The organism is Clostridium sp., assembly GCF_021372645.1.
Classification (GTDB): domain Bacteria; phylum Bacillota; class Clostridia; order Clostridiales; family Clostridiaceae; genus Clostridium.
Map to the genome: position 1 here is coordinate 41526 of NZ_JAJFUC010000042.1, position 24760 is coordinate 66285.

Annotated in this window: 24 protein-coding genes; all 24 read right to left on the reverse strand. The window is 27.6% G+C overall.

Annotated features, from left to right (window positions below):
- Positions 1-86 precede the first annotated feature (86 nt).
- Positions 87-977: a permease-like cell division protein FtsX gene (ftsX, locus tag LLF98_RS06730; RefSeq protein ID WP_291702114.1), complete on the reverse strand. Its 891-nt coding sequence runs from the start codon at positions 975-977 to the stop codon at positions 87-89.
- Positions 967-1653 (reverse strand): cell division ATP-binding protein FtsE, encoded by a 687-nt coding sequence (gene ftsE / locus LLF98_RS06735; protein WP_291702116.1) that lies wholly within the window; start codon positions 1651-1653, stop codon positions 967-969. Before ftsE ends, ftsX begins: the two co-directional genes overlap by 11 nt.
- 335 nt (positions 1654-1988) lie before the next feature.
- Positions 1989-2837 (reverse strand): YitT family protein, encoded by an 849-nt coding sequence (locus LLF98_RS06740; protein ID WP_291702117.1) that lies wholly within the window; start codon positions 2835-2837, stop codon positions 1989-1991.
- 424 nt (positions 2838-3261) lie between these two features.
- Positions 3262-4206 (reverse strand): transketolase family protein, encoded by a 945-nt coding sequence (locus LLF98_RS06745; protein ID WP_291702118.1) that lies wholly within the window; start codon positions 4204-4206, stop codon positions 3262-3264.
- Positions 4206-5027, reverse strand: coding sequence for a transketolase (locus LLF98_RS06750; protein WP_291702120.1), 822 nt, complete (start codon positions 5025-5027; stop codon positions 4206-4208). Before LLF98_RS06750 ends, LLF98_RS06745 begins: the two co-directional genes overlap by 1 nt.
- Before the next feature lie 229 nt (positions 5028-5256).
- Positions 5257-5610 (reverse strand): type II toxin-antitoxin system PemK/MazF family toxin, encoded by a 354-nt coding sequence (locus tag LLF98_RS06755; protein ID WP_291702121.1) that lies wholly within the window; start codon positions 5608-5610, stop codon positions 5257-5259.
- A 9-nt stretch (positions 5611-5619) separates the two neighbouring features.
- Entirely contained in the window at positions 5620-5853 is a 234-nt protein-coding gene (locus LLF98_RS06760) for a hypothetical protein (protein WP_291702123.1), read from the reverse strand.
- 226 nt (positions 5854-6079) lie between these two features.
- Complete coding sequence (locus LLF98_RS06765) at positions 6080-6709, reverse strand: germination lipoprotein GerS-related protein (RefSeq protein ID WP_291702124.1); 630 nt, start codon at positions 6707-6709, stop codon at positions 6080-6082.
- Between the two features lie 65 nt (positions 6710-6774).
- A complete protein-coding gene (locus LLF98_RS06770) occupies positions 6775-8280 on the reverse strand; it encodes an NAD(P)H-hydrate dehydratase (RefSeq protein WP_291702125.1) in 1506 nt (501 codons plus the stop codon).
- Positions 8280-8651, reverse strand: a complete 372-nt coding sequence (gene acpS, locus LLF98_RS06775) for a holo-ACP synthase (RefSeq protein WP_291702127.1) — start codon at positions 8649-8651, stop codon at positions 8280-8282. The genes LLF98_RS06770 and acpS overlap by 1 nt, the downstream gene beginning before the upstream one ends.
- A 72-nt stretch (positions 8652-8723) precedes the next feature.
- Positions 8724-9056 (reverse strand): DUF6514 family protein, encoded by a 333-nt coding sequence (locus LLF98_RS06780; protein WP_291702128.1) that lies wholly within the window; start codon positions 9054-9056, stop codon positions 8724-8726.
- A gap of 691 nt (positions 9057-9747) precedes the next feature.
- Positions 9748-10095: a single-stranded DNA-binding protein gene (locus LLF98_RS06785; protein ID WP_291702129.1), complete on the reverse strand. Its 348-nt coding sequence runs from the start codon at positions 10093-10095 to the stop codon at positions 9748-9750.
- 191 nt (positions 10096-10286) lie between these two features.
- The gene (locus LLF98_RS06790) at positions 10287-11120 is read right to left on the reverse strand and encodes a YihY/virulence factor BrkB family protein (RefSeq protein ID WP_291702131.1); all 834 of its coding nucleotides are present in this window, start codon (positions 11118-11120) and stop codon (positions 10287-10289) included.
- Positions 11121-11382: 262 nt separating this feature from the next.
- Positions 11383-12528 carry a D-alanyl-lipoteichoic acid biosynthesis protein DltB gene (dltB, locus tag LLF98_RS06795; protein WP_291702133.1) on the reverse strand — a complete coding sequence of 382 codons (1146 nt, stop codon included), beginning with the start codon at positions 12526-12528 and terminating at the stop codon, positions 11383-11385.
- 92 nt (positions 12529-12620) lie between these two features.
- Positions 12621-12761 carry a hypothetical protein gene (locus tag LLF98_RS06800; protein WP_291702134.1) on the reverse strand — a complete coding sequence of 47 codons (141 nt, stop codon included), beginning with the start codon at positions 12759-12761 and terminating at the stop codon, positions 12621-12623.
- Positions 12730-13923, reverse strand: coding sequence for a D-alanyl-lipoteichoic acid biosynthesis protein DltD (dltD, locus tag LLF98_RS06805; protein ID WP_291702135.1), 1194 nt, complete (start codon positions 13921-13923; stop codon positions 12730-12732). The genes LLF98_RS06800 and dltD (LLF98_RS06805) overlap by 32 nt, the downstream gene beginning before the upstream one ends.
- A gap of 295 nt (positions 13924-14218) precedes the next feature.
- Positions 14219-14452, reverse strand: coding sequence for a D-alanine--poly(phosphoribitol) ligase subunit 2 (dltC, locus tag LLF98_RS06810; RefSeq protein WP_291702137.1), 234 nt, complete (start codon positions 14450-14452; stop codon positions 14219-14221).
- Between the two features lie 11 nt (positions 14453-14463).
- Entirely contained in the window at positions 14464-15684 is a 1221-nt protein-coding gene (gene dltB / locus LLF98_RS06815) for a D-alanyl-lipoteichoic acid biosynthesis protein DltB (RefSeq protein WP_291702138.1), read from the reverse strand.
- Positions 15681-17195, reverse strand: a complete 1515-nt coding sequence (gene dltA / locus LLF98_RS06820; protein ID WP_291702140.1) for a D-alanine--poly(phosphoribitol) ligase subunit DltA — start codon at positions 17193-17195, stop codon at positions 15681-15683. The genes dltB (LLF98_RS06815) and dltA overlap by 4 nt, the downstream gene beginning before the upstream one ends.
- Positions 17196-17320: 125 nt before the next feature.
- Positions 17321-18508: a D-alanyl-lipoteichoic acid biosynthesis protein DltD gene (dltD, locus tag LLF98_RS06825; RefSeq protein ID WP_291702142.1), complete on the reverse strand. Its 1188-nt coding sequence runs from the start codon at positions 18506-18508 to the stop codon at positions 17321-17323.
- 364 nt (positions 18509-18872) lie between these two features.
- Positions 18873-20189: a nucleotide sugar dehydrogenase gene (locus LLF98_RS06830; RefSeq protein WP_291702144.1), complete on the reverse strand. Its 1317-nt coding sequence runs from the start codon at positions 20187-20189 to the stop codon at positions 18873-18875.
- Positions 20190-20395: 206 nt separating this feature from the next.
- The gene (locus tag LLF98_RS06835) at positions 20396-20974 is read right to left on the reverse strand and encodes an acyltransferase (RefSeq protein WP_291702146.1); all 579 of its coding nucleotides are present in this window, start codon (positions 20972-20974) and stop codon (positions 20396-20398) included.
- 128 nt (positions 20975-21102) lie between these two features.
- Positions 21103-22287: a DegT/DnrJ/EryC1/StrS family aminotransferase gene (locus LLF98_RS06840; RefSeq protein WP_291702148.1), complete on the reverse strand. Its 1185-nt coding sequence runs from the start codon at positions 22285-22287 to the stop codon at positions 21103-21105.
- Positions 22288-22469: 182 nt separating this feature from the next.
- Complete coding sequence (locus tag LLF98_RS06845) at positions 22470-24755, reverse strand: helicase C-terminal domain-containing protein (RefSeq protein ID WP_291702150.1); 2286 nt, start codon at positions 24753-24755, stop codon at positions 22470-22472.
- Between the last annotated feature and the right edge of the window lie 5 nt (positions 24756-24760).

Here is a 24760-nt window from a genome sequence, read left to right on the forward strand (position 1 = left end):
TGTAGATTTCCCGTAAAGATTCTATGGTGTTAGATTTAATTTTGCTTTATTCTCATTGTATTTATAATTATACTTATTTGCAAAAATTATACTACCAAAAATTTTCTTAATGCAATTACACTAGCAATTGCTCCAACTACAATTCCACCAACCATAAATTGCCATGATATTGTTGTTAAAATATAAGTTGTTGGTACAAGGCTTATAAATACTAATTGTGAAGAAATCCATTTAACTAGCCCATTATATGCAAAAAATAATACCCCACAAGCCAAAGTTGATCCAATTAAGCCTATAACCATACCTTCTATAACAAACGGCCATCTAATAAACCAATCAGTAGCACCTACAAATTTCATAATTCCAACTTCTCTTCTTCTTGAAAATACAGTTAGTTTTGTTGTATTCATTATTAAGAAAATAGAAACACCTATTAATATTGCAAATAATCCAAATCCAACTACCTTTACACCATTTACAATTCCTATAATCTTATCAACTAATTCTTGTTGTGCTCCAATAGTTTCAATACCTTCAAAGTCTTTTATTCCTTGAGTTATAGCAGCTGCATATTCAGGAGACTCCAATTTTACAGTAAATGATGCATTGAATGGATTGTGTTGCAATGTATATCCCTTTAATAATCCTTCATTGCCATTTGTAGTATTTTGAAAGTTTGTAAATTCTTCTTCCTTTGATTGATATACTACATCTTTAACCCCATGAAATTCTCTTAACTTTATTTCAATTTCTCTTTGATCAATAAGTTTTATATCATCTTTAAGAAAAATTTTAAGTTCCACTTTATTTTGAACATTAGTAATTCCTTTGTTTATATTAGTAGCAACCAACATAAATATTCCTAAAACAAAAAAAGTTATAAGAACAGTAATTACTGAAGCAATACTAATAGTTTTATTTCTCTTTAAACTTATAAATGCATCTTTAATAAAGTGTATAATAGTATTAATTTTCATCTTCGTACTTACCTCTTTTCTCATCTCTGACGATTTCGCCTTTTTCAATAGCTATAACTCTTTTTTTCATATAATCAACAATTTCTTTAGCATGAGTAGCCATTAAAACAGTAGTTCCCGCCTTATTTATATCCTCAAGTAATGCCATTATTTCTCTTGCTGTATCTGGGTCTAAGTTACCAGTAGGTTCATCAGCAATTAAAACAGATGGATTATTAACCAATGCTCTTGCTAGTGAAACTCTTTGCTGTTCTCCTCCAGATAGTTCATTTGGAAACATTTTATATTTATGAGATAGTCCAACTAAAGATAACACCATTGGAACTCTTCTTCTTATATCTTTCGGTGATGCCTCTACAACTCTCATTGCAAATGCAACATTTTCATATATGTTAAGGTTTGGTATTAATCTAAAGTCTTGGAATACCATTCCTATTTTTCTTCTATAATAAGGTACTTGCTTTCTAGTAATAGTCGACAAATCTTTATCTGCAACTATTACCTTTCCATTAGTAGGTTCAATTTCTTTTAAAATCATTTTTATAAAAGTAGATTTACCAGATCCACTTGGTCCAACTAAAAATACAAATTCTCCAGCTTCTATTTGAACGTTAAGATCTGATAAGGCTTTTACATTATTATTATAAATTTTAGATATTCCTCTAAATTCGATCATACTCAAACACTCCTTCTTTATCTCATGTCTAGCAATAACATTCTCATCGCTTTGAATTATATTAAGAATGGTACTACCCTAGATTAGGTACCTCTTGTGGGTATTGTTTTAACTAAACTTATCTAGAATGTAAAATTCCAGCTAAAAAATTTCAATATATATATCCTCAAATTTATTGCAAAACCTACAAAATCAATTATAACATAAGAATACTTTGTAATGTTATACAATTTTATTAAATATAAATGATAATTAGACTAAATTTGAGTTTGTTAATCTAACATTAAAGGACTTTTGGGATAATCTCTTCTAAATATGATTTTCTTATACTGTTTTTAACCTATGTCTTTAAATCCTTCACCCAATACTTCATGAACCTCTCCTACTGTTATAAAAGCTTCTGGATCTATCTCTTTTATAAATTTCTTTAATTTTATAAATTGATTTCTGCTTATAACTGCATATAGTATATTATTTGATTCACCTGAATAAGCTCCCGTTCCATTTAAAAATGTACATCCACGATCTAGAGTGTCTATTATAAACTTACTTATTTCATGATTGTGTCTGCTTATAATAAATATACTCTTACATATATTAAATCCTTCTATAAGTCTATCAACTATTATTCCAAGCAATATCACACTTAGCATAGAATATAAAGCCAAATCTATTCCAAATGCTAATGCACTTGCAAAAGTTATTACAAAATCAACCATTAATAGAGATTTGCCTATATCTAAATGAAAAAATTTATTTAGAATTTTAGCTAATATATCAGTCCCTCCAGTTGATGCATTTTCATTAAATACAAGTGCCATACCAATTGCTGAAATTAATGTTCCAAAAACAGTAGCCATTATTAAATCATTAGTTATGGCTACTGGATTCAAAAACTTTTCTATTATCCATAATAATATAGATAATCCTAAACTAGCATAAATTGTTTTTACTCCAAAATTCCCATCAATAAACGCAAATGCAAGTAAAAACAATACAACATTTAAAACCAAAGTTACTATTCCTATTGATAAGTTAGGAATCATTGCATTTATAACTATAGCTGCTCCTGTTACTCCACCTGCTGCAATATTGTTAGGTGCAAAAAAATACTCTACTGATAGTGCAACTAGAATGATTCCTAATGTTATTATTATATATTCTTTAAATTTCTCTGCTTTCATCTTATATCCCCTTTTTTTATTTGTATATGCTTTAAAACTGTGTTGATATTAAAACAGATACTTATATTTTTATTCGTAAGAAACTTCTTATGAAAAGTTTCACTTTATAGTTTTCCTTGTTTGTCTTTGATTATTCAAAGAACAGAAAAATACAGGATATGTGCTATTTCATAAGCTTTATATCCTGTATTTTTAATATACTATATTTTATTATGCGATAGTTAGCATCTGTAACACTCCCACTTCTTTATGTGGAAAATAACAGCTACATGCTCCTGGACATTATACCCCTCAAGGGTATAAGTCCTTCTAAGCTTCAGGCGGAGAACATTATATTCCTATTAGGAAAACTTCACCTGAAGCTAAGAATCACTTTATTTTTAATCTTGAATTATTTTACTTATTACGCAAATTTAGGATTCAATTATTTCTTTAATGAAATAGCCCTTTTACTATACTCTACTATAACTTGAGTTGTTAAACCATAAACTTTCAATAATTCATTTGGTTTACCACTTTCACCGAAAGTATCTTTTATTCCAACTTTTAATATTGGAACTGGACATTCTTCTGTCACAACTTCAGCAATCGCTGAACCTAAGCCACCAATCACACTATGTTCCTCTGCTGTAACTATTGCTCCAGTTTCTTTAGCTGCTTTGATTAATAATTCTTTATCAATTGGCTTTATTGTATGTATATTTATTATTCTTGCATTAATTCCATCTTTAGCCAATTCATCTTTAGCCTCTAAAGCTAATTCAACCATCATTCCTGTTGCTACTATAGTAATATCATCACCTTGTGCTAATGTTATGCCTTTTCCAATTTCAAATTTATAGTTCTTTTCATCATTTATAACACTAACTGCTAATCTTCCTAATCTTACATAACAAGGACCATTATATTCTGCTACTGCTAATATTGCTGCTTCTGTTTCTACAGCATCTGCTGGATTAATTACTGTCATATTTGGAATACTTCTCATTAATGATATATCTTCAATTGATTGATGAGTAGCTCCATCTTCTCCAACTGTTAACCCTGCATGAGTTGCACACACTTTAACATTTAGCTTTGGGTAGCATATTGAATTTCTAATTTGTTCAAAAGCTCTTCCAGCTGCAAACATTGCAAAAGTACTAGCAAACGGAATCTTTCCACAAGTTGAAAGACCTGCTGCAACTCCCATCATATTTGACTCTGCTATTCCCATATTTATAAATCTTTCTGGTGAAACAGCCTTAAAATCTGCTGTTTTAGTTGATTTTGATAAATCTGCGTCTAATACTACAACATTTTTATTTAAATTTGAAAGTTTTACTAAAGCTTTACCATAAGCCTCTCTAGTTGCTATTTTATTCCCCATTAGTTTTCCCCTCCAATTTCCTTTAGTGCTTGCTCACATTGTTCTTTACTTGGAGCAGTTCCATGCCACGCTGCTTTATTTTCCATAAATGAAACACCCTTACCTTTAATTGTGTTACATATGATAGCAGTTGGTTTTCCTTTAAATTCTTTTGCTTTTGCAATTGCAGTTATAATTTCATCATAATCATGACCATTGATTTTTAAAACATTCCACCCAAAAGCTTCGAATTTCTTATCTATTGGACCTGGATTCATTACATCCTCTATATTTCCATCTATTTGTAATCCATTATTATCTATAAATGCAGTTAAATTATCTAATTTATAATGAGCTGCTGACATTGATGCTTCCCAAACTTGACCTTCTTCAAGTTCTCCATCACCCATGATTACATATACTCTATAATCCTTTTTATCAATTTTTCCTGCCAATGCCATTCCTACAGCTGCAGATATTCCTTGACCCAATGAACCTGTAGACATATCAATTCCTGGTAAATCATTCATATTAGGATGACCTTGTAATCTTGATCCTGTTTGTCTTAATGTTTTCAATTCCTCTACTTCAAAGTATCCTTTTCTAGCTAAAGCACTATATAATGCTGGTGCTGCATGACCCTTTGATAAAACAAATCTATCTCTATTAGGATCATTTACTTTAGATGTATCTATATTCATTTCTTTAAAGAATAATACTGCCATAATATCAGTTATTGATAAAGATCCTCCTGGATGCCCCGATGCTGATTCTGTAAGCATAGATACTATATCTTTTCTTATTAGCTTTGAAACTTCTTCAAGTTTGTATTCATTATTCATTATAGAACCCCCTATTATTAATTATTTACTCATTTATAGTATGTTTATTTTTAACATATTTATTCTAACATAGAAGATATTATTTGTATACTCTATTTATTAATGTGATATACTTTTATCGTTCTACTTACTCTATATAGTAATTAATAGCATAAAAAGAGTAGTATAAATATTATTCTACTTATACTACTCTGAAACAATTGCTAATTATACATTGAAATTCTTTTTGTCAATTTAAATTTAAACTAACTGCTAATGCCTTATCAACCTTTTTCATGTCTACTTCAGTCATATGTCCAATTTTTTCTTTTAGCCTTTTCTTATCTAAAGTTCTTATTTGCTCTAATAAGACAACAGAATCCCTATTTAATCCATATTCCTCTGAAGAAATCTCAACATGAATAGGCAATTTAGCTTTATTTATTTGAGATGTTATTGCTGCTACAATAACAGTAGGACTATATCTATTTCCAATATCATTTTGTATTATAATAACAGGTCTTATTCCACCTTGCTCAGATCCTATGACTGGACTTAAATCCGCATAGAAAATTTCCCCTCTTTTTACCACAATGTTTGCCATTTTAAATAATCACACTCCGCAAATCCATGCCTCATACTCATTAACATCATCTAACATATATTCGAAACCTAAATTAGAATATTCTAAATTTATTTCAGCCATCTCTTGATAACCATTTTTCATTATTTTTTCAAAATCAGCTGAAAATCCTTCGTTAATATATTGTATTAACGATTTCTCCATTATTCCACTACTTTTTTTAATTTTCTTATTTTTCATATTACTTAGCTTAATTATTGACATATCTTCGCCTCCATAGCAGTAAAAAGTTCTTCTTAACTATGATTATATTGCAAATTATGTCAATTTGTCAAAGGCTTTGTATGACTTATTTGTCATTTATAAGATAATTTTTTGTTTTTATCATTTTTCACAACAATTTATATATGTACTTTCAGTATCTTATAATGTTAGTATATCTTTTTTTAATGATAATGTTGGCTTGATTATTATTTAATAAATTTATTTTTTAAAATAAATTATTATTTAAATTCTTTTCTTTTTTAAAATCTTTATAAGTTATTATAACTCTTTCTTTATTGTTATCATCTAAAATCTTCAATAACACGGGAACCCTTTTATCTTTATCTACATAAAATTCTGCCTTATTTAAATGTTTATTTTTACTATTATATTTCATATCTACTTGTAAATAAGTTCCTTCACCCCACGCTGCTTTAACTTCTTTAATTTCACCGCTTTGTGGATTGGATAAAACATTCTCTATAAATGCTAATGGATATATTATATCTATATTCTTATCTAGAATATATTCATCATCCTGGTTTCCTTCTACTTTAATCTCTTCACCCTTGTAAACCTTAACACCCTCATATCCATCATTAAACTCTATTCTCAATCCTCTATCAAAACTATAATACTGCATTGTACTTTCCTCAAATTGTGATTTTGAATTTTTAAATACATATTCAACTTTACTGCTATAACATTTTGTATTCCTCAATTCATTTATTATATCTACATTTGAAGGTGTAATTACATGCCTAAACATAACAACTAGCAAAATTATAAATATTGGAATAGAAATTAATATACTAGTTATTAATATTTTATTAATGAAAATTTTTTTTGAATTCATAAGTCCTCCAAAGATTTATTACTATGTACTACTATTTATGAAAATCTCCAGACTTTTATTCTTAATTAATAAATTATACTATTAATTTCTTTAGGCAATTCATTTATAATATCCCTTGCATTTACTATGTAAGCTTGTTTCCTAAATTTGTCAGCTATATTTCCATGAATATATGCACCTAGAAGTGCTGCTTGTACTAAATTAACACCTTGTGAAAGAAATGCATTTATTATTCCTGTTAATGCATCTCCCATACCTCCTGATGCCATTTTACTATTTCCAGTTGGATTTATATAAATATCTTTCCCATTTGAAATTACAGTATTATACCCCTTTAATAAAACAACTATTCCGTATTTCTTTGCAACCGCTCTTGTTATATTAGTTCTATCACATTCCACATCTTCAACAGTTATTCCTAAAAATCGTGCCATTTCACCTGGATGTGGAGTAATAATTGCTCTGCCTTTTAAATTATCTAGCAAAGACTTGTCTTTCCCGATTAAAGTTATTCCATCTGCATCAATTACTATTGGACATTTGCTATTGTTTATAACTTGTTTCAATAATTTTTCTTGCCTGTCACCCGTTCCAATTCCAGGTCCAAAAGCAATAGAACTTGCATTTTTCATCAGCTCTATCACATTATTATTATCCCAAGTTAATGTCATAGCTTCTATCAATCTGCTTGATAGGGCTATTTGAACCTCTTCGCTACATATCAATGTAGTTAATCCAGCACCTGACCTAACTGTACATTCTGTAGTGATGAAAGCTGCTCCTGTAAATCCAATTCTCCCTGCTATAACTAATGCTCTACCATAACTTCCTTTGTGACCATAAATCTCTCTTTTACAAAGTAATTGTTTATATTCCTGCTTTTCTAAAATATAAAAATTTCCAGAGTTTATTTTTTTAATACATTCTGGTACCCCTATTTTTAACATTTTCATATTTCCAACACAATTAATTGCTTTATAATTTAAAAATCCTTGTTTAATAACCTCAAATGTATAAGTAATATCAGCATGTACTGCAATTCCCCTCTCAATTCCCAAATCACAATCCAAACCTGATGGAATATCAATTGATACTATGAACTTTCCATAGATATTTACATATTCTATAACTTTCTTAAACATCCCTGTTAAATCTTTATTAAGTCCAACACCAAAAATCCCATCTATTACTACGTCATAATTTTTAAGGTCATTAATTATATTCCCATTTATATTATTTTCTGATTTTATAAAGAAAATTTCTCTTTTATTAATTAAGTTTTTTAATATATTGAAATTAATCTTAAAATCATCTGTATAATGTTCATCTTCATTTACTATATAAACCTTTACTTTTTTCCCCTCTAGTATTAAATGCCTACATAATGCTAGGGCGTCCCCTCCATTGTTACCTTTTCCACATATTATTAAAAATGATTCGCCTTTATCCACCAATTCTCTGAATATACCTATTGCAGCATTCTCCATAAGTATACTTCCTGGAATTCCGATATTATCAATAGTCTGTTTATCCATTTCTTTGCACTGATTAGCTGAAAAAATTTCAAACATTATATCGCCTCCATCACTGCATAAGCTATTGCACTTTCTTTACTATGTGAAATACTGACATGTATATTAAATTCCTTTATATCTAATAACTTATAAATCTTATGACTCAAATTCACAATTGGCTTTCCTAACTCATCTCGAAGCACTTCAATGTCTTGCAATCCAAAACCTCTAAATCCCGTTCCTAAGGCTTTACTAATTGCTTCTTTAGCCGCAAAATTTCCAGCTATTACATTACCCTTTAACCCTTTTAATTTAAAATATTCAATCTCATTACTAGTAAATGATTTTTCAATAAAACTACTTGTTCTCATTATTACCTTTTCTATTCTATTAATTTCTATTATATCAGTACCAATTCCAATAATCATAATTTATCGCCTCTCTTAGTAATATATTACTACATATTAGCGTAAATATTTAATTATTGCTATCTTTTGCTACTAATTTATAGCTTGTTCTTGTATTCCAATATCAAATTCATAAATATGTTCATCTACATAACTCCCTATAATATCAATTAAATGGAGAGGCGATACTTGATTATTATATAACTTCATGAGTAATTGTTTTACCTTATATCTATTAGGCGAAATTATATCTATCTTTTCTCTCTCCAAATTTATATTTATTAAATCTACATAATCTTTTCTTTCAATTTCAATTCCGTATGCTATTATTCCCTTATAATCCTTTTTTATAAGTCTGTAAGCATACCTAAACTCCACATCATCATCATCCCCATTAATAGATGTGTATTCCTCAACTAAATTCATACCCATTCAACTCCTTGATTAATAGTTCTTATTTACATATTAATACTATCACATGATATGTTAATAAATTGTCAAAGCATGTCCGCTATTTCAAAATTCATATTTTTTTTTATTGACAATAAAACTTTTCTCGTTGGCTTTTACAACATATAGATGCTTCAAATCCTCATAATTATAATTTCATTTGTCGAAATTTGATTGACATCATTTCCATAATTATTAATACAATACTTCTTTAACAATAAAAATATATATTGCAAATAAAAAAAGAGCTAATAGCTCTTTCTTATCTCATAATCTCTTTTTTTATTTAACCATAATTGAAAAATATTTCGTAGATATCGTTTACGCGTCTATTATAACACACTACTTACTAAATGCAACACTTTTTGTATAAATATTTTTTATATCCTGTTATTTTCAATATAATCCATATCTTTTATTTTTATCGCCACATATTTAGTATTATTAAATCAAAACAAATAGTATTATTAATAATCATATTATTTGTTTTATATTAATATATCTATCTGTTGAAAGAGTTCATCCAAATATATTGCTTGTTTTGTATGTTAAAATATTTCTTAAAACATTTTTATCCTTATCGATTTTATAATCCCATGATAGATAAATAAAAATTCGATCTTTCAGCTTTAAATTTTTCTTTAATCAAGTAATCAAATATAACTTATTAATTCTCCAAAGCCTGTGTTTCAGTTCTCTTATTTTCAAGAAATTTAAAATCTTCTGCCACAACTTCTGCTATATATTTTCGGTTCCCATCCTTATCATCATAACTACCTGTTCTAAGTCTTCCACTTAAAGTTATAAGGCTACCTTTTTTCATATACTTGACTATAGCTTCAGCTTTTTTACCCCAAACTATAATTGGTATAAAATCTGCTTCTCTAACTCCATCAGGTAGTTTAAAATTTCTCTGTACAGCAATTGTAAATTTAGTATAAATCTTATCACTATTTTCAGTGTGTCTTAGTTCAGGGTCCTTAACCAATCTTCCTAATAATATTATTTTATTCATATTTTACCTCCTGAATATTTTTCTTCTAAAGTTATATCCACTTCAGTGATTTATATTCATTAAAAATAAAAATTAAATATAATAAAATCCACTTATGGAATTTGTATATCAATTTCCACTTGTGAATGTTCATTAAAAAACAAAATAAATATGCTATCTCAAAATACAATGTAGCATATTTACTCCTATGATTATTTAATTTTTGATATGACAAAATTTATTTCTACTCCTAAAATAATTATTATTGATATGAGAAATAACCAAGTCATAAGTATAAATACAGCACCAAGACTTCCATAAAATCTAGAATAATTATTAAAATTATCAATATAAAATGAGAAGGCAAAAGATACTAATATCCAACCTATTGTACTAAATATAGAACCTGGAATAACTTCTTTCCATGTAAGCCTTTTAGCTGGCACAAGCCTATAAATGATTGCAAATATGAATATCATAATAATAAATATAAAAGCATATCGAAATATATTCCAAATAATAAATATAATCTTATAAAATCCAGCAGTGTTTTTAATATATTCCCCTATTACATTCCCAAATACTAACATTGTTAAGGCTAATATAATAATTAATGCCAATGCCAATATTCCTAACATCGATATAATTGAGAGTTTAATAAACGATCTATCTTCTTCAAAGTTATAAGCCTTATTTACACTTTTAATTATAGCTTTAAAAGCAGAGGATGCTGTCCATATCATCAATACTATAGATAATCCTAATAATCCTGTATATTGATTGTCAGATACCTCTTTAATCGTTGACTGTGTTAACTCCAGTATTTTCTGGGGTAAAATAAGACTTAACCCCTCTAATATTTCACTAGAACTTAAATCACTAAACCCAACTAATGTCATTAAAAATAACATAAATGGGAAAAAAGACAACATTAAATAATATGCTAATTGAGATGCTAATGCAAATACATCATCTTTCTCAATTTTAGCTATAAGATGTGTCAATAAATTTAATTTATTCCTCAATTTTGAATTTATATCTCTCATTTAATCACCAATTCCTATTTCAATCTTTATATATATTTATTTAGATTTCATAAATTCTATAATATTTATTTTACTCTGTTTTTATAAATTATATGTAGTCTCACAAATATAATATAAATAAAACCTTTTTACTACAAATATATTTTTAAAGTGGTTATCTTGAAATTTCAAAGATAACCACTTTAAAAATATATTGCAAAATTATATTGCAATTAAATTTTAGACATATTCAAAAAAATATTAAATCAGTTAAAGTTTCCTCCTATTTTGAATATAAATATCCCGAAAATAATAATAAGCCAAAACATGCTATATGAAATGTTACTACTATTTGAATATACTGAAACCATTTTTCTTTTTTATGTTTTTTATAAAATTTTGAATTATGTTGATATATATCTGTACCTACTAATGCTAAACCTTGATAAAGTCCATATATAATATAATACCATTTTAAATCATGCCATACTCCCATAATGAACATTGTTAATAATTGTCCTATATGTGAAGCCTTAATCCTATTTTTAAATCTTTTATTTCTCATACTATTTAATACAAATCTTGAATATATATAATCTCCAAACCATTTTGATAATGATATATGCCATCTAGTCCAAAATTCTTTCATGTCTTTACTTAAAAATGGTTTATTAAAATTCTCTGGCATTCTTATACCTAATATATAACTTGTACCTACTGCAAAAGCTGTGTATCCTGCAAAATCAAAAAACAGATATAAGCTATATGCATACATATAATTTAATGAATTTATAAATGTTACCTCAGTAGGAATTTTAGTCATCCACAATGCATTAATTAAGTCAGCTATTACGAATTTGTATATTATTCCTCTAATTATACGTTTTATACCAAAATATAAATAATCCTTAATATATTCTTCTCTATTTATACTTTTTTCTAAGTCATTTTCAAATCTTCTTGATCTATCTATCGGCCCAGAAATTAATGTCGGAAAAAATAAAAAGAAATATAATGTTTTTAATATACTAACTTCTTTAATAGTTCCATCATATATTTCAATAACCATCTGTATAGCTTTAAAATTAAGATATGAAAGCCCTATAAATCCTATACTTCTTACAGTTGTTATAGCACTTACTTTAAAAATAATTACTGGTAACATAGAACAAAATAAAACAAAATAATATAAATATTTATTATCTGTCTTTTTTCTCAAGATAAAATATACTTTAATTAATGTAATTTCTGATAATAGAAACAATGGAAATACTTTTCCTATTCCCATAATTGCCATTATCATTAAAATTGATAAAAAAACACCATAATACTTAATCTGTTTTTCTAATAATCCTAAAATAATAGCTGGTATTAAAGCAATCATTAATACATACAAATAAAAATAATCACCGTATTGAACTAATGTCATTTTGATTCCTCCATAAGTTTGTTTCTGGTAATATCAGTAATGCTGATGTGAATTCTTAATTAAAATATTTGATAGAAGTTATATTTTTTCTATTAAAATTGACTATACACAAATGGCAAATCAGATGATGAATAAAAGAAATATACTACTAAAACTGCCACCAAAAATGCTGTTAACATTACTGTTCTATTAAACTCTTTATTATTTGTTAAAATGTTTATAAATTTCTTCACTTACTTTTAACCACCCTTCATTTCCTAAATGTTTTGGATCTGCTAGAAAACCTTCTTTGTTCTCATATTCTTGTAAATTAAGGACTTCAACTTTATTATCTTCTGCTATTTTTTTTACCTTGTCATAATACTCATCTCTTTTATCTTTAGGAAGTTCTACATAATTATAATACCATCCATTGACTGGAAGCAAAATAACATAGGGTTCTATATTAAGATCCTTGCAAACACTTAAGAAAAATTTATAATCATCTATCTCTTTTGACTCAATAGGATTTTCACCACTTGATATTCCTTTAGTTTTAGTCAATTCCGCTAAATTTTTTTTATAATATTTATCATCTAAATGGAATTCATTAGTATATGTGTTTTTATCATTTTCTTCTTTGACCTTCGCATATTCATCTGCCCAATTAATTTCTTTCAATTCTTGCTTATTACTTTTTAGGGGCAAATCCTTCAGCTCTTTATAAAGTAATGCTTTATCTTGAATATCTAATAAATACTCTTTAATTTTATAATACGGTTCAAACATTAGCATTATAGCTTTTTTTAACATTGTTGGTTTATAATATAATCTAGCATAAAATGCTTCTGCTGGATACTTTTTAGCCTTATTTAACATTGTGTATATGCGTTCACAATAATACTGTTTATTTACTTCACTTATTTTAGGATTATTTAAAAATTTATAAAACTGCATATCTGAAAAGTTAACAGCAAAATTATATGGTAATATAGCATCCTTTTCTTCAAACCATTGCATTGAAAGTAAAAGAGTTACCTTTTGATTTTCTTGTATGTTTCCTGAACCCAGATAAGTGGCTTGTTGTAAGTCTTGAACAAATGCTCTTCCAAAACAGCTTGTTCTATATTCAGCCCCTTTAAATGGAAACATATTTATTGAATTCTGTGGAACTTGCACTCCCATTTCAGATGATCCTAGTAAAAACAGAGTTCCTTCATTGGACAACAATGTCTTATCTAGTGCACTTTTATCTTTAACTACATCTCCATAGTTGTTACCAATTAAAGAAACATCTCTTTCTTGCATTAGACTAGCTAACTTATTATCTAATGTTGTATTTATAATAAATGTGACTATAATTGCAATCACAATTGATATTATTATTGGTATTAAAAAACTCATTATTTTTTTCATTTCTTTGTAACCTCTTTATATATTAAAAAAATTTTTCTAGATTTATATTTAAAACTCAACAATGTACATAATTACCATATGTTTTAGTTATATAAATAGCAAAAATCAAGATTTCTCTTCATAAATACCGCCTACTGATTTCGCATAATCAATAATCCCATATAATTCTGCACATGCTAATTAGTACAAACCACTTGCCTACCAAGTTTATTCAATTATTCTAATTCACAATAAAAAATGGAATGTTTAGACATCCCATTTTATTATAATATTCTACTATATACTTTTCAAGACTTTATGCAATTTTACTTTGTAAAAATGCTATTAAATTGTTAACTGTAGCCATATCTTTCTTTTCTAAATCTGTTGGTTGTAACTTTAATCCAAAAACTTCTTCAATTTTTAGTATCACTTCTATAATTCCTAAAGAATCAAGTAGTCCTGCTTCAAATAAGTCTATGTCTTTTTCTTCAGCGATATCGTCACTTCCTGTAACTTCTATCAACATATCCAATACTTTTTCTTCCATTTTAACTCCTCCTATTTAGTAAATAAATATCCTGAAAATATTAATAATCCAAAACATGCTATATGAAATGTTATTATTATTTGCACATATTGAAACCATTTTTCTTTTTTATGAGCTTTATAGAACTTTGATTTTCTTTGATACATATCAGTGAATACTAATGCTGCTCCTTGATATAAACCATATATAATATAAAACACTTCAAATCCATGCCAAAATCCCATAATACCCATTGTTATCATTTGCCCCACATGAGAAGCAATTATTCTATTTTTAAATCTTTTTTTTCTCATGCTATTTAAAACAAATCTTGAATATATGTAATCTCCAAACCATTTTGATAATGATATGTGCCATCTATTCCAAAATTCTTTCATATCCTTACTTAAGAAAGGTTTATTAAAGTTTTCTGGTGCTCTAATTCCTAAAATATAGCTTGTTCCTACTGCAAAGGCACTATATCCTGCAAAATCAAAGAATAGATACAAACTATAAGCATACATGTAGTTTAATGAATTAATAAATGTAACTTGTGTTGGAATTTTGTTCATCCACAATGTACTTATAATTACTGAAATTACAAATTTATATAAAAAGCCTCTAAATATATGTTCACATCCTGAAATTAAATAATCATTTACGTACTCTTTTCTACTTATCTTTTTTTCTATATCTTCATTGAATCTTCTTGATCTGTCTACTGGCCCAGAACTTAATGTTGGAAAAAACAAAAAAAAGTACAATGTGTTTAAAATGCTTAGTTCTGTTATAGTTTTATCATATATTTCAATAATCATTTGTATGGCTTTGAAATTAAGATATGAAAGACCTATAAATCCTATTGTTCCTAGTTTAGTTAAAGGTGTTATTTTTAAAATTATTATTGGTAACATTGAGCTGAATAAGACAGAATAATATAAGTACTTGTTATCAGTCTTTTTTCTTATCTCAAAATATCCTTTTATTAATATAATTTCCCCTATTAAAAATATAAGAAATAACACAATTTGTATCTTATCATCTAATATAGCATGGTATATGCCTTTCATAGATAATGAAATATTATTTATATTATCAAATCTAACTCCCATAATAGCAACTATCATTACTACTGATAAAAATAATCCATAATACTTAATAGGCTTTTGTAATAATCCCAAAATGATAGCTGGGATTAAAGAAATCATTAATATATATAAATAAAAATAATCTCCATATTGAGTTAACGTCATCTCAAGTCCTCCATAAGTTTCTTTCTGTCAATCTTCCCATTAGTATTTAAAGGGAATCTCTTTAAAATCTTAATATTCCTTGGGATCATATATGCTGGTATAAACTTTTTCAATTCTTCTTTTATTATTATTGAATTTTTTAAATTTGATAAATCATTTTCTTTGTTAAGAACTATAAATGCTGTTAAATGAGCAATCTTATTTTCATCATTATATACAGGAAGTACTGCTACATTATTTATATTTTCCACTTTTCTTAAATTATTTTCTATATCCTCAATTTCAATTCTGAATCCATTTAACTTTATTTGAAAATCTTTTCTTCCAGAATAATATAATATCCCATTCTCATAATAAGCTAAATCTCCTGTTTTATAACCTTGTTTATCACCATTAGTTTTAAAGAAAACCTTGTTAGTCATTTCTTCATTATTAAGATATCCTATACTTACATTATCTCCTACTACAACAAGTTCTCCTTTTTCGCCATCTTTTAATTTATTTCCATCTTCATCTTCTATTCTTAATTCACAATTTGGAATAGGATATCCTATAGGTAGTGGATTTTTATCCTCTAACATTTCCTTAGTTATATCAATTACAGAAATTGCTACAGTTGCTTCTGTTGGTCCATAAGCATTTATAATCTTAGCATCTGGAAATCTTTCCATAAGAATTTTTGCTGTATTCTTAGTAAGTACTTCTCCTATAAATATAAACTTTGAGATTTTGCTCATAGATTTACTATTAAAATCATCAAACTTATTGCAAATGTCAGCTAATGTAGGTGTTGATACCCAGCATTCTATATCTGATTCAATTAATTGAGTAAACATTTCACTTAAATCTTGTAATGTGCTCTTAGCTAAACTAAATAAAGTTTTTCCATTGCATAATCCAAGATATAATGGTACTACAGATAAATCAAAAGAATATGCTGGTTGATTTAACATAACTGTTGAACTATCATCAACATAAGTATCTTTTTCAAACCAAGTTATAAATGAATCAAGATTTCTTTTATTAATTTGAACACCTTTAGGTTTTCCAGTACTACCAGATGTAAATAAGATATAACAATTATCTTCATCTGTTACCCAATTCTTCTTTGTTACTGATATGGTATGATTACTATTAAAAATATCTTCTATTGCAATTAAATTCAACTCTAATATATTATCTACATTTATGGGATTCTCTGTGCAATTAAATATAACCTTAGGCTTAACCTCTGTTATTATTTGATTTATTCTATCTGTTGGAAAAGATATGTCTAGTGGTACATAAGCTCTTCCAGATTTTAATGCGCCCATCATTACAGGTAAGATTTCATTTTCCTTATTCCCATAGATAACTATAGGTTTTCTATCTTCTTTAAATTCTTCTAAAAGGTACGTTGCAACTTTATTTGAATAGTCTTTCAATTCCTTATATGTAAGTTCATTTCCTAAACATCTAACTGCTACTCTTTCTGTATTTGCAAATTTATCAATACTTTCTAATATCCTCATAACTTTGCCCCCTATTATTTTAAAATTGACTGTATACAAATGGTATATCATTTAATGAATAAAAAAAATAAATTACTAATGCTAACACTACCGTTATTGATACTACTATAGTCCTCTTAAAATCCTTATCGTTGATCAAAATGCTTATAAATTCCTTCACTTACTTTCAACCACCCTTCTTTGCCTAAATGCATTATATCAATTAAGAAATATTGTTTATAGTCGTTTTCACTTAAATCAAGAACATCAATATCTTGTTCTTCTGCTAGCATTTTAATTTTATTGTAATACTCGTTCCTTTTTCCCTTATCAAGTCCCAAATAATCATTATACCAACCATTTACTGGAGGCATTATTATGTATGGCTTTATATTAAGTTCCTTACATACACTTAAAAGAAATTTATAATCATTCATTTCTTTTGAGTTTATTAAATCCTCACCTTTTGAATTGCCTTTGATCTTATCTACTACATCTTTTAAATTCTTATTATAACAATCATCTTGAAGCTTAAATTGATTTGTAGATACTAATTCACTATTCTCTTTTTGGATTTTTTCATACTCATCTTGCCAATTTACGCTTTTAAGTTCTGTATTACTTTGCTTATTGGGTAATGCCTTCAATTCTTTATAAATTAACGCTTTATCTTTAACATTTAATAAATACCCACTAATCTTATAATATGGATTCATTACTACCATTGCATATTTTTTTAATGGGCTTTTGCTATAATATAATCTTGCATAAAGAGCTTCTGCTGAATACTTTTTTGCCTCCACCAAGAAATTGTAAACCCTTTTAGCATAGTATTCCTTATTCTCCTCACTTATTTTAGGATTATTAAGAAAATTATAGAATTGTATATCTGAAAAATTAACTGCAAAATTTTTAGCTTGCATTCCTTCTGGATCTTCAAACCATTGACTAGAAACTATAAGTGCTATATTTTGATTTTCTTTTAAATCACAGCCTCCGAGTACAGTTGCTTGCTGTAAATCTTGAGTATACGCTCGTCCAAAGCAGCTTACATTATAATCAGCTCCTTCAAACGGGAAAAATTGTATTGCATTTTGAGGAGTATCCACTCCCATTTCAGAAGATCCCATTAAAAATAAATCTCCTTTGTCGGATATTATTTTTTTAATTATTGCACTTTTATCTTTTGTTAAATCTCCATATTTAGCACCAATCTGAGAAACATTCTTTTCTTGAGTTAATTCTATTATTTGCTTATCTAAATAATTATTAATTGATACTGTAACTATAATTGCAAGTAATATAGGTATTAAAAAACTAATTATTTTTTTCATTTATACTGTCCTTTCACTATACAATTTTTTAATTATATTTATTTAAAACATAATCAGTATAAATCTAACATATACCCATAAGTTATATTATATGATATCTAGTCGTTCTAAAGCTGCCATTTTTAGAAAATGACAGCTAATGTGAACCTTATGATTTAAGACAAGTATCTGATGGGTAATAAGTACCCCCTTAAGGTATAATTTCAACTTAATTGAGTTGGAATATAAAACTCCAACTGAAAAATTTCACTTTATAGCTCATATTAAATAAAATAATTATAAAACATGTGAAACTAATAAATTAGTTTCACAATCTTTATACTTATTATGCAAAATAAATTGCCTTTATACTATGTACTATATATTACAATTTATGTATCTTCTCTCTGTTATTAACTACATTCTTAGTTGCATTTCTTGTATCATATACAACTTCTGCCCTAGCCACAATTGATTCATAATCATAACAGCTATGATTAGTTGTTATGATTACAATATCAGAATCATCTATAACTTCTGTCCAATCCACTGAATTGTATACCTTGCCCTTATATTTAGATATTGGGCAATATGGATCATTTACCATAAGGTCAGCACCATTTTTCTCTAATAATTCTATTACCTTAAATGCTGGCGATTCTCTATAATCATCAATATCATTTTTATATGCAACACCTAATAAAAGAACTTTAGCTCCATTTAATGCTTTCTTATTTTGATTTAAAATTTTCATTACATTATCTAAAACAAATTCAGGCATTGAATCATTAATTTCTCCTGATGTTTCAATTAATCTTGTATGGTAATCATATTCTTTTGCCTTCCATTCTAAATAGAATGGATCAAGTGGTATACAGTGACCACCTAGTCCTGGACCTGGATAAAATGGCATAAACCCATAAGGCTTAGTTTTAGCTGCATCTATAACTTCCCATACGTCTATTCCCATTCTATTACATAAAATAGCCATTTCATTAGCTAATCCAATATTTATATTTCTGAAAGTATTTTCTAATATCTTTTCCATTTCAGCTACAGCTGGTGATGATACTGTATGTATATCTCCCTCTAATATATTTCTATATAATGCTGCCGCAACTTCAGTACAGTCTTCACTGCATCCTCCAACAACCTTTGGAGTATTTTTAGTATTAAAATCCTTATTACCCGGATCAACTCTCTCTGGTGAGAATGCTAAGAAAAAGTCTTTTCCACATTTAAGACCGCTTTCTTCTAAAATTGGCTTAAGAATTTCCTCTGTTGTTCCTGGATATGTAGTACTTTCAAGAATAACAAGCATGCCCTTATGCAAATACTCTGCAACACTTCTTGTTGAATCTACAACGTATGATAAATCTGGTTGCTTATATAAGTCTAATGGCGTAGGTACGCAAATACAAATGGTATCTACATCCTTAACAAAACTAAAGTCTGTAGTAGCTTTCAAAGTCTTTGCTTCTACTATCTCTTTTAGATTTTCATCTACTACATCACCTATATAGTTCTTTCCTTCGTTGACCATATTCACTTTTTCTTCTTGGACATCAAATCCAATAGTTTGGTATCCAGCATTAGCCTTCTCTACAGCTAATGGTAATCCAACATAACCAAGTCCAACGACACCAACTTTTGCGGTTTTATTATTTATCTTATCTAATAATTGTTGCTTTAACACTGACATGTTATACCTCCTGCAATATTACAATTTACAGTTTACAATGTACAATTAAGGACGAAAGATCTGCAGATAAAGTTCAAGAAATCAAATATAAAATTTGGACTTTCACTTTTCCATAAGAATTCCTAAAATATATTTTTTCAAATCACATAGTGATTTGTTCCTTCATTGTGTATTGTGCATTGCACATTGTGAATTGAATTATTTATTTATTTATTTATACACTCTACTTTTTCTTTATCTTTACTATATTTTTCTCCACAAGCATTACAAGTTGCATGCTCATCTTTAAATCTTAATTTTTCTCCACATTTACATACATATCCTAACATACTTGCTGGATTTCCTACAACTAAGGCATAATCAGGTATATGTTTAGTAACTACTGCGCCAGCACCTACTAATGCGTATTTGCCTATATTGTGGCCACATACAATTGTTACATTTGCACCAATAGATGCACCCGTGCCAATTATAGTATCTTTATATTCGTTCTTTCTTTCAATAAAACTTCTTGGGTTAACTACATTTGTAAATACACAAGATGGACCTAAAAACACATTATCTTCGCAAATAACACCTGTATAAACAGATACATTATTTTGTATTTTCACCCCATTTCCAAGCTTTACGCCTGGTGATATTACAACATTCTGCCCTATATTGCACTTTTCCCCAATTTCGCAATTACTCATAATGTGAGAAAAATGCCATACCTTTGTTCCATCCCCTATTTTAACATTATCATCTACATAACTGGACTCATGTACAAAATAATTATTATTCATAACTTAATCCTCGCATACTTATATTTTATCAATTGACCATTGACAATTATCTCTTTGAATTCATAAAAAAACAATCTCTTTATGTCTTTAATTTTATACCTTCAATTTGCACCTAGTCCGATGTCTAGTTAGTATACTTTTATGCTTTCAACTATATAATCTATTTCTTTCGCTGTTAATTCTGGATAAACTGGTATTGCAAAAGTTCTATGTGATAAATACTCTGCAACTGGCATATCGCCTTCTTTGTATCCAAGATCTTTATATACTTTTTGTAAGTGTAGTGGAATTGGATAATATACCCCTGTTGCTACCCCTTTTTCTTTAAGTTTATTTAACATAGCTTCTCTATTTTCTGATTGCAATACATATTGATGATATACGGATTCATTTTCTTCATCAATAATAGGAATTACTACATTTGAATTTTTTAATTTCTCATCATATATTTTAGCTATTTCTCTTCTTCGACTATTCCATTTATCTAATTGTGGTAATTTAACTCTTAAAATTGCTGCTTGAATTGCATCTAATCTTGAATTAAATCCAATTAAATAATTATAATATTTTAATGGATTGTATACAGTATCGTCTCCATCCTTAAAGGTTTCTATTTCTTCTGTTATGTTATTTAATAAATTATAAGCCTTTTGACCAGTTTCTCCACTTCCATGAGTTCTTAGTGCTCTCGCTATAGTTGCTATATCATCATCAGAAGTTACTATCATCCCACCATCACCAGCACATGAAAGATTCTTTGTTGGAAAAAATGAGAAACAAGCTACATCACTTAATTTTCCTATCATTGTTCCTTTATACTTGGAACCTACTGCTTGGCAAGCATCTTCAATAACTTTTAAATTATGTTTTTTTGCTATTTGGTTAATTTCATCCATCCTAGCACTTTGACCAAATATATGAACTGGTATAATAGCCTTTGTTTTTTTGGTAATTTTTTCTTCTATCTTAGTTGGATCTATATTAAAGGTTTCTTTTTCTACATCAACAAAAACAGGTGTTGCGCCAACAGCTGAAATAACTTCTGCTGAAGCAAAATAAGTAAATGGTGACGTTATTACTTCATCTCCATCTCTTATACCTAAAGATTTTAATGCAATAACTAACGCATCAGTACCATTACCTACTGATATTGCATGTTTAACTCCTATATATTCTGCAAATTCTTTTTCGAATTCTGTTACATTCTTACCCATAATATAACTTGCAGAAGAAAGTACCTCTTTAGTTACTCTATCTAAATCTTCAGCAATAGACTTATATTGAGCTTTTAAATCAATTAATGGAATATTCATTTTCCTCGCTCCTTAATTCTACTTTAATATGTTATTTAAGTTCACTTTTTTCCATAAAACTAACATGAATATTTTAACATACTTATATCTAATTCACAATGCACAATGCGCAGTTCACAATTGAAGATGAAATTTCTCTTTGAGCTTGTTTTTTCATTGTAGATTGTGCATTGATTAAATTATCAATATTTGTTTATAGGACTCCATTCATTGGGTAGTAACATTTTATATTTATTAGTTATATATCTATCATCAATAAGCAAAACTCTACCAGTATCAGTTTCAGTTCTTATTACCCTACCTACAGCTTGTTGTACCTTATTTATACCTGGAAATAAATAAGCATAATCATAACCATCTTCTTTATAAAATTCTTTTATAATTTCATTTTTCATATCTATCATAGGATATCCTACACCTATAATTATAGCTCCTATTAGCTGTTCTCCTGGTAAGTCTATACCCTCCGAAAACATACCTCCTAGAACACAAAACATTAGTAAATTATTATTGATTTTAAATTTTTTTAATAATTGACTCTTTTCCTCTTCATTCATATTTTGTTTTTGTTTTATAAGTTGAAATTCAGTTAAATTTAACTTACTCATTTCATCCCATAATAGTTCCATATATGCATATGAGGGTGAAAAAACTATGTAATTTCCAATCTGCATTCTTATAAAATCACAAATTTTCTCTTTAACGAACTCTAATGTTCTTTTTCTATATGTATATCTAATATTAATTGGACTAACATGAACTTTTAGATTTTCTTTTTTAAATGGTGATGGAAGTTTTAATCTATAAGTTGCATCATGTCCGCCAAGCATACTTATATAATATTTTATTGGAGATATAGTTGCTGAAAAGAAAATTACTGAATAACATTTCGATAAATATTCTTTTAAATTTTTAGCTGGATTTACACAGTGCAATGTTACTTTAAGTTCATGAGATTCTTTTTCTATACAAGTTATATAATTTTCATCATATAATTGCATTGTAGAAACAAAAGCATTTACATCAAAGTACAGTTGCAATATATCTTCATAACCATCAAACTTATTTCCTCTTACTAAAATTTCTTCACTTTCTTTTAAGTAGAGTTGTAAATACTTATTTAACTCTTTAGGCGATTCTCGTTCATAAAACCATTCCACCTCTTTATGATCACATTCATTTCTTAAATCAATAAAATAATTATTGATTTTGCCTAATATAGAATGTAGTTTATTGAGTTTACCTTTAGCCATTTTTTTGCATTTCAATATTTGATTTTTGCATAATGATGCTGAATACATATTCCTTGCTCTATCTATTAAATTATGTGCTTCATCAATTAAAACTATATTTCCTTTACTTTCTAATATTCTACCTAAGGACACTCTCGGATCAAAAATATAATTATAATCACCTATGATCCCGTCGCAATAAAGACTTAAATCCAAAGATAGCTCGAAAGGGCATACTTTATATTTTTCAGCATATTTATGCAATATTTCCGAGGAAATTCTTTCTTCATTCTCAAGAATGCATGATATTGCATTTTTCACCTTGCTATAATAATCTTTTGCATATATACACTTTTCAAGGTTGCAATCAAAGGTTTCATTAATGCATACTTTTTCTTTTGCCATAATTATAATACTCTTAAATTTCAACCCTTCTTGCCTCAACCTTTCAAATGTATTTTCAGCAACCTCTCTATTTATAGTTTTAGCTGTCAAATATATAATTCTTTCTCCAAGTCCTTCCCCTAGTGCTTTTACTGCTGGAAATATGGTTGATATCGTCTTACCTATTCCTGTTGGTGCTTGAGTAAATAACATTTCTTTTTCTTTTATAGTTTGATATGATATATTAATTAATTTCCTTTGTCCTTCTCTATATTTTTCAAAGGGAAACTTAAGAACTTTTATTGAATTATCTCTAATACTTTTTTGTTGAAATATTAGAATATTAAATTTTTCATATTCCTCCAATATTCCTAAAGTAAACTCTTCTAATTCTTGTATATCAAATTTCTTCTCAAAACTTTTAATTTCGGCTGTCTCAAGTTGCATATAAGATAATCTTATGTAAATTTCTTGAAATTTATTTTGCTTTCCATAAATAAACGCATATACTTTTGCTTGGGCCCAATGAACTTCATTTGAATCATCTATATACGCAAAACTCTTATAAGTAGATTTAATCTCTTCAATTATGGTTCTATCTTCTTGTATTATAATTCCATCTGCTCGTCCTTCAATATTTATCAAACTTTTATCCATTTCAAATTCATAAGTTAAATATACTTCTTTTTCAAAACTTTCATAAATCTTTGAATTATCATCTTGAATTTTTTGATGTGCTCTTATCCCCTCTGTAGCTCTAGCACCTCCTGAAAATCTATTATCTATATCACCCTTTTTTAAGCAAAATTCAACTAAATTTCTTACAGATTCTCTTATAATAATTTTATCCATAATTT

Bases quoted from the DNA above. Each gene is read 5' to 3' on its own strand.
- ftsX (WP_291702114.1), bottom strand. From the start codon at position 977: ATGAAAATTAATACTATTATACACTTTATTAAAGATGCATTTATAAGT.
- ftsE (WP_291702116.1), bottom strand. From the start codon at position 1,653: ATGATCGAATTTAGAGGAATATCTAAAATTTATAATAATAATGTAAAA.
- LLF98_RS06740 (WP_291702117.1), bottom strand. From the start codon at position 2,837: ATGAAAGCAGAGAAATTTAAAGAATATATAATAATAACATTAGGAATC.
- LLF98_RS06745 (WP_291702118.1), bottom strand. From the start codon at position 4,206: ATGGGGAATAAAATAGCAACTAGAGAGGCTTATGGTAAAGCTTTAGTA.
- LLF98_RS06750 (WP_291702120.1), bottom strand. From the start codon at position 5,027: ATGAATAATGAATACAAACTTGAAGAAGTTTCAAAGCTAATAAGAAAA.
- LLF98_RS06755 (WP_291702121.1), bottom strand. From the start codon at position 5,610: ATGGCAAACATTGTGGTAAAAAGAGGGGAAATTTTCTATGCGGATTTA.
- LLF98_RS06760 (WP_291702123.1), bottom strand. From the start codon at position 5,853: ATGTCAATAATTAAGCTAAGTAATATGAAAAATAAGAAAATTAAAAAA.
- LLF98_RS06765 (WP_291702124.1), bottom strand. From the start codon at position 6,709: ATGAATTCAAAAAAAATTTTCATTAATAAAATATTAATAACTAGTATA.
- LLF98_RS06770 (WP_291702125.1), bottom strand. From the start codon at position 8,280: ATGTTTGAAATTTTTTCAGCTAATCAGTGCAAAGAAATGGATAAACAG.
- acpS (WP_291702127.1), bottom strand. From the start codon at position 8,651: ATGATTATTGGAATTGGTACTGATATAATAGAAATTAATAGAATAGAA.
- LLF98_RS06780 (WP_291702128.1), bottom strand. From the start codon at position 9,056: ATGAATTTAGTTGAGGAATACACATCTATTAATGGGGATGATGATGAT.
- LLF98_RS06785 (WP_291702129.1), bottom strand. From the start codon at position 10,095: ATGAATAAAATAATATTATTAGGAAGATTGGTTAAGGACCCTGAACTA.
- LLF98_RS06790 (WP_291702131.1), bottom strand. From the start codon at position 11,120: ATGAGAGATATAAATTCAAAATTGAGGAATAAATTAAATTTATTGACA.
- dltB (WP_291702133.1), bottom strand. From the start codon at position 12,528: ATGACATTAGTTCAATACGGTGATTATTTTTATTTGTATGTATTAATG.
- dltD (WP_291702135.1), bottom strand. From the start codon at position 13,923: ATGAAAAAAATAATGAGTTTTTTAATACCAATAATAATATCAATTGTG.
- dltC (WP_291702137.1), bottom strand. From the start codon at position 14,452: ATGGAAGAAAAAGTATTGGATATGTTGATAGAAGTTACAGGAAGTGAC.
- dltB (WP_291702138.1), bottom strand. From the start codon at position 15,684: ATGACGTTAACTCAATATGGAGATTATTTTTATTTATATATATTAATG.
- dltA (WP_291702140.1), bottom strand. From the start codon at position 17,195: ATGAGGATATTAGAAAGTATTGATAAATTTGCAAATACAGAAAGAGTA.
- dltD (WP_291702142.1), bottom strand. From the start codon at position 18,508: ATGAAAAAAATAATTAGTTTTTTAATACCTATATTACTTGCAATTATA.
- LLF98_RS06830 (WP_291702144.1), bottom strand. From the start codon at position 20,189: ATGTCAGTGTTAAAGCAACAATTATTAGATAAGATAAATAATAAAACC.
- LLF98_RS06835 (WP_291702146.1), bottom strand. From the start codon at position 20,974: ATGAATAATAATTATTTTGTACATGAGTCCAGTTATGTAGATGATAAT.
- LLF98_RS06840 (WP_291702148.1), bottom strand. From the start codon at position 22,287: ATGAATATTCCATTAATTGATTTAAAAGCTCAATATAAGTCTATTGCT.
- LLF98_RS06845 (WP_291702150.1), bottom strand. From the start codon at position 24,755: ATGGATAAAATTATTATAAGAGAATCTGTAAGAAATTTAGTTGAATTT.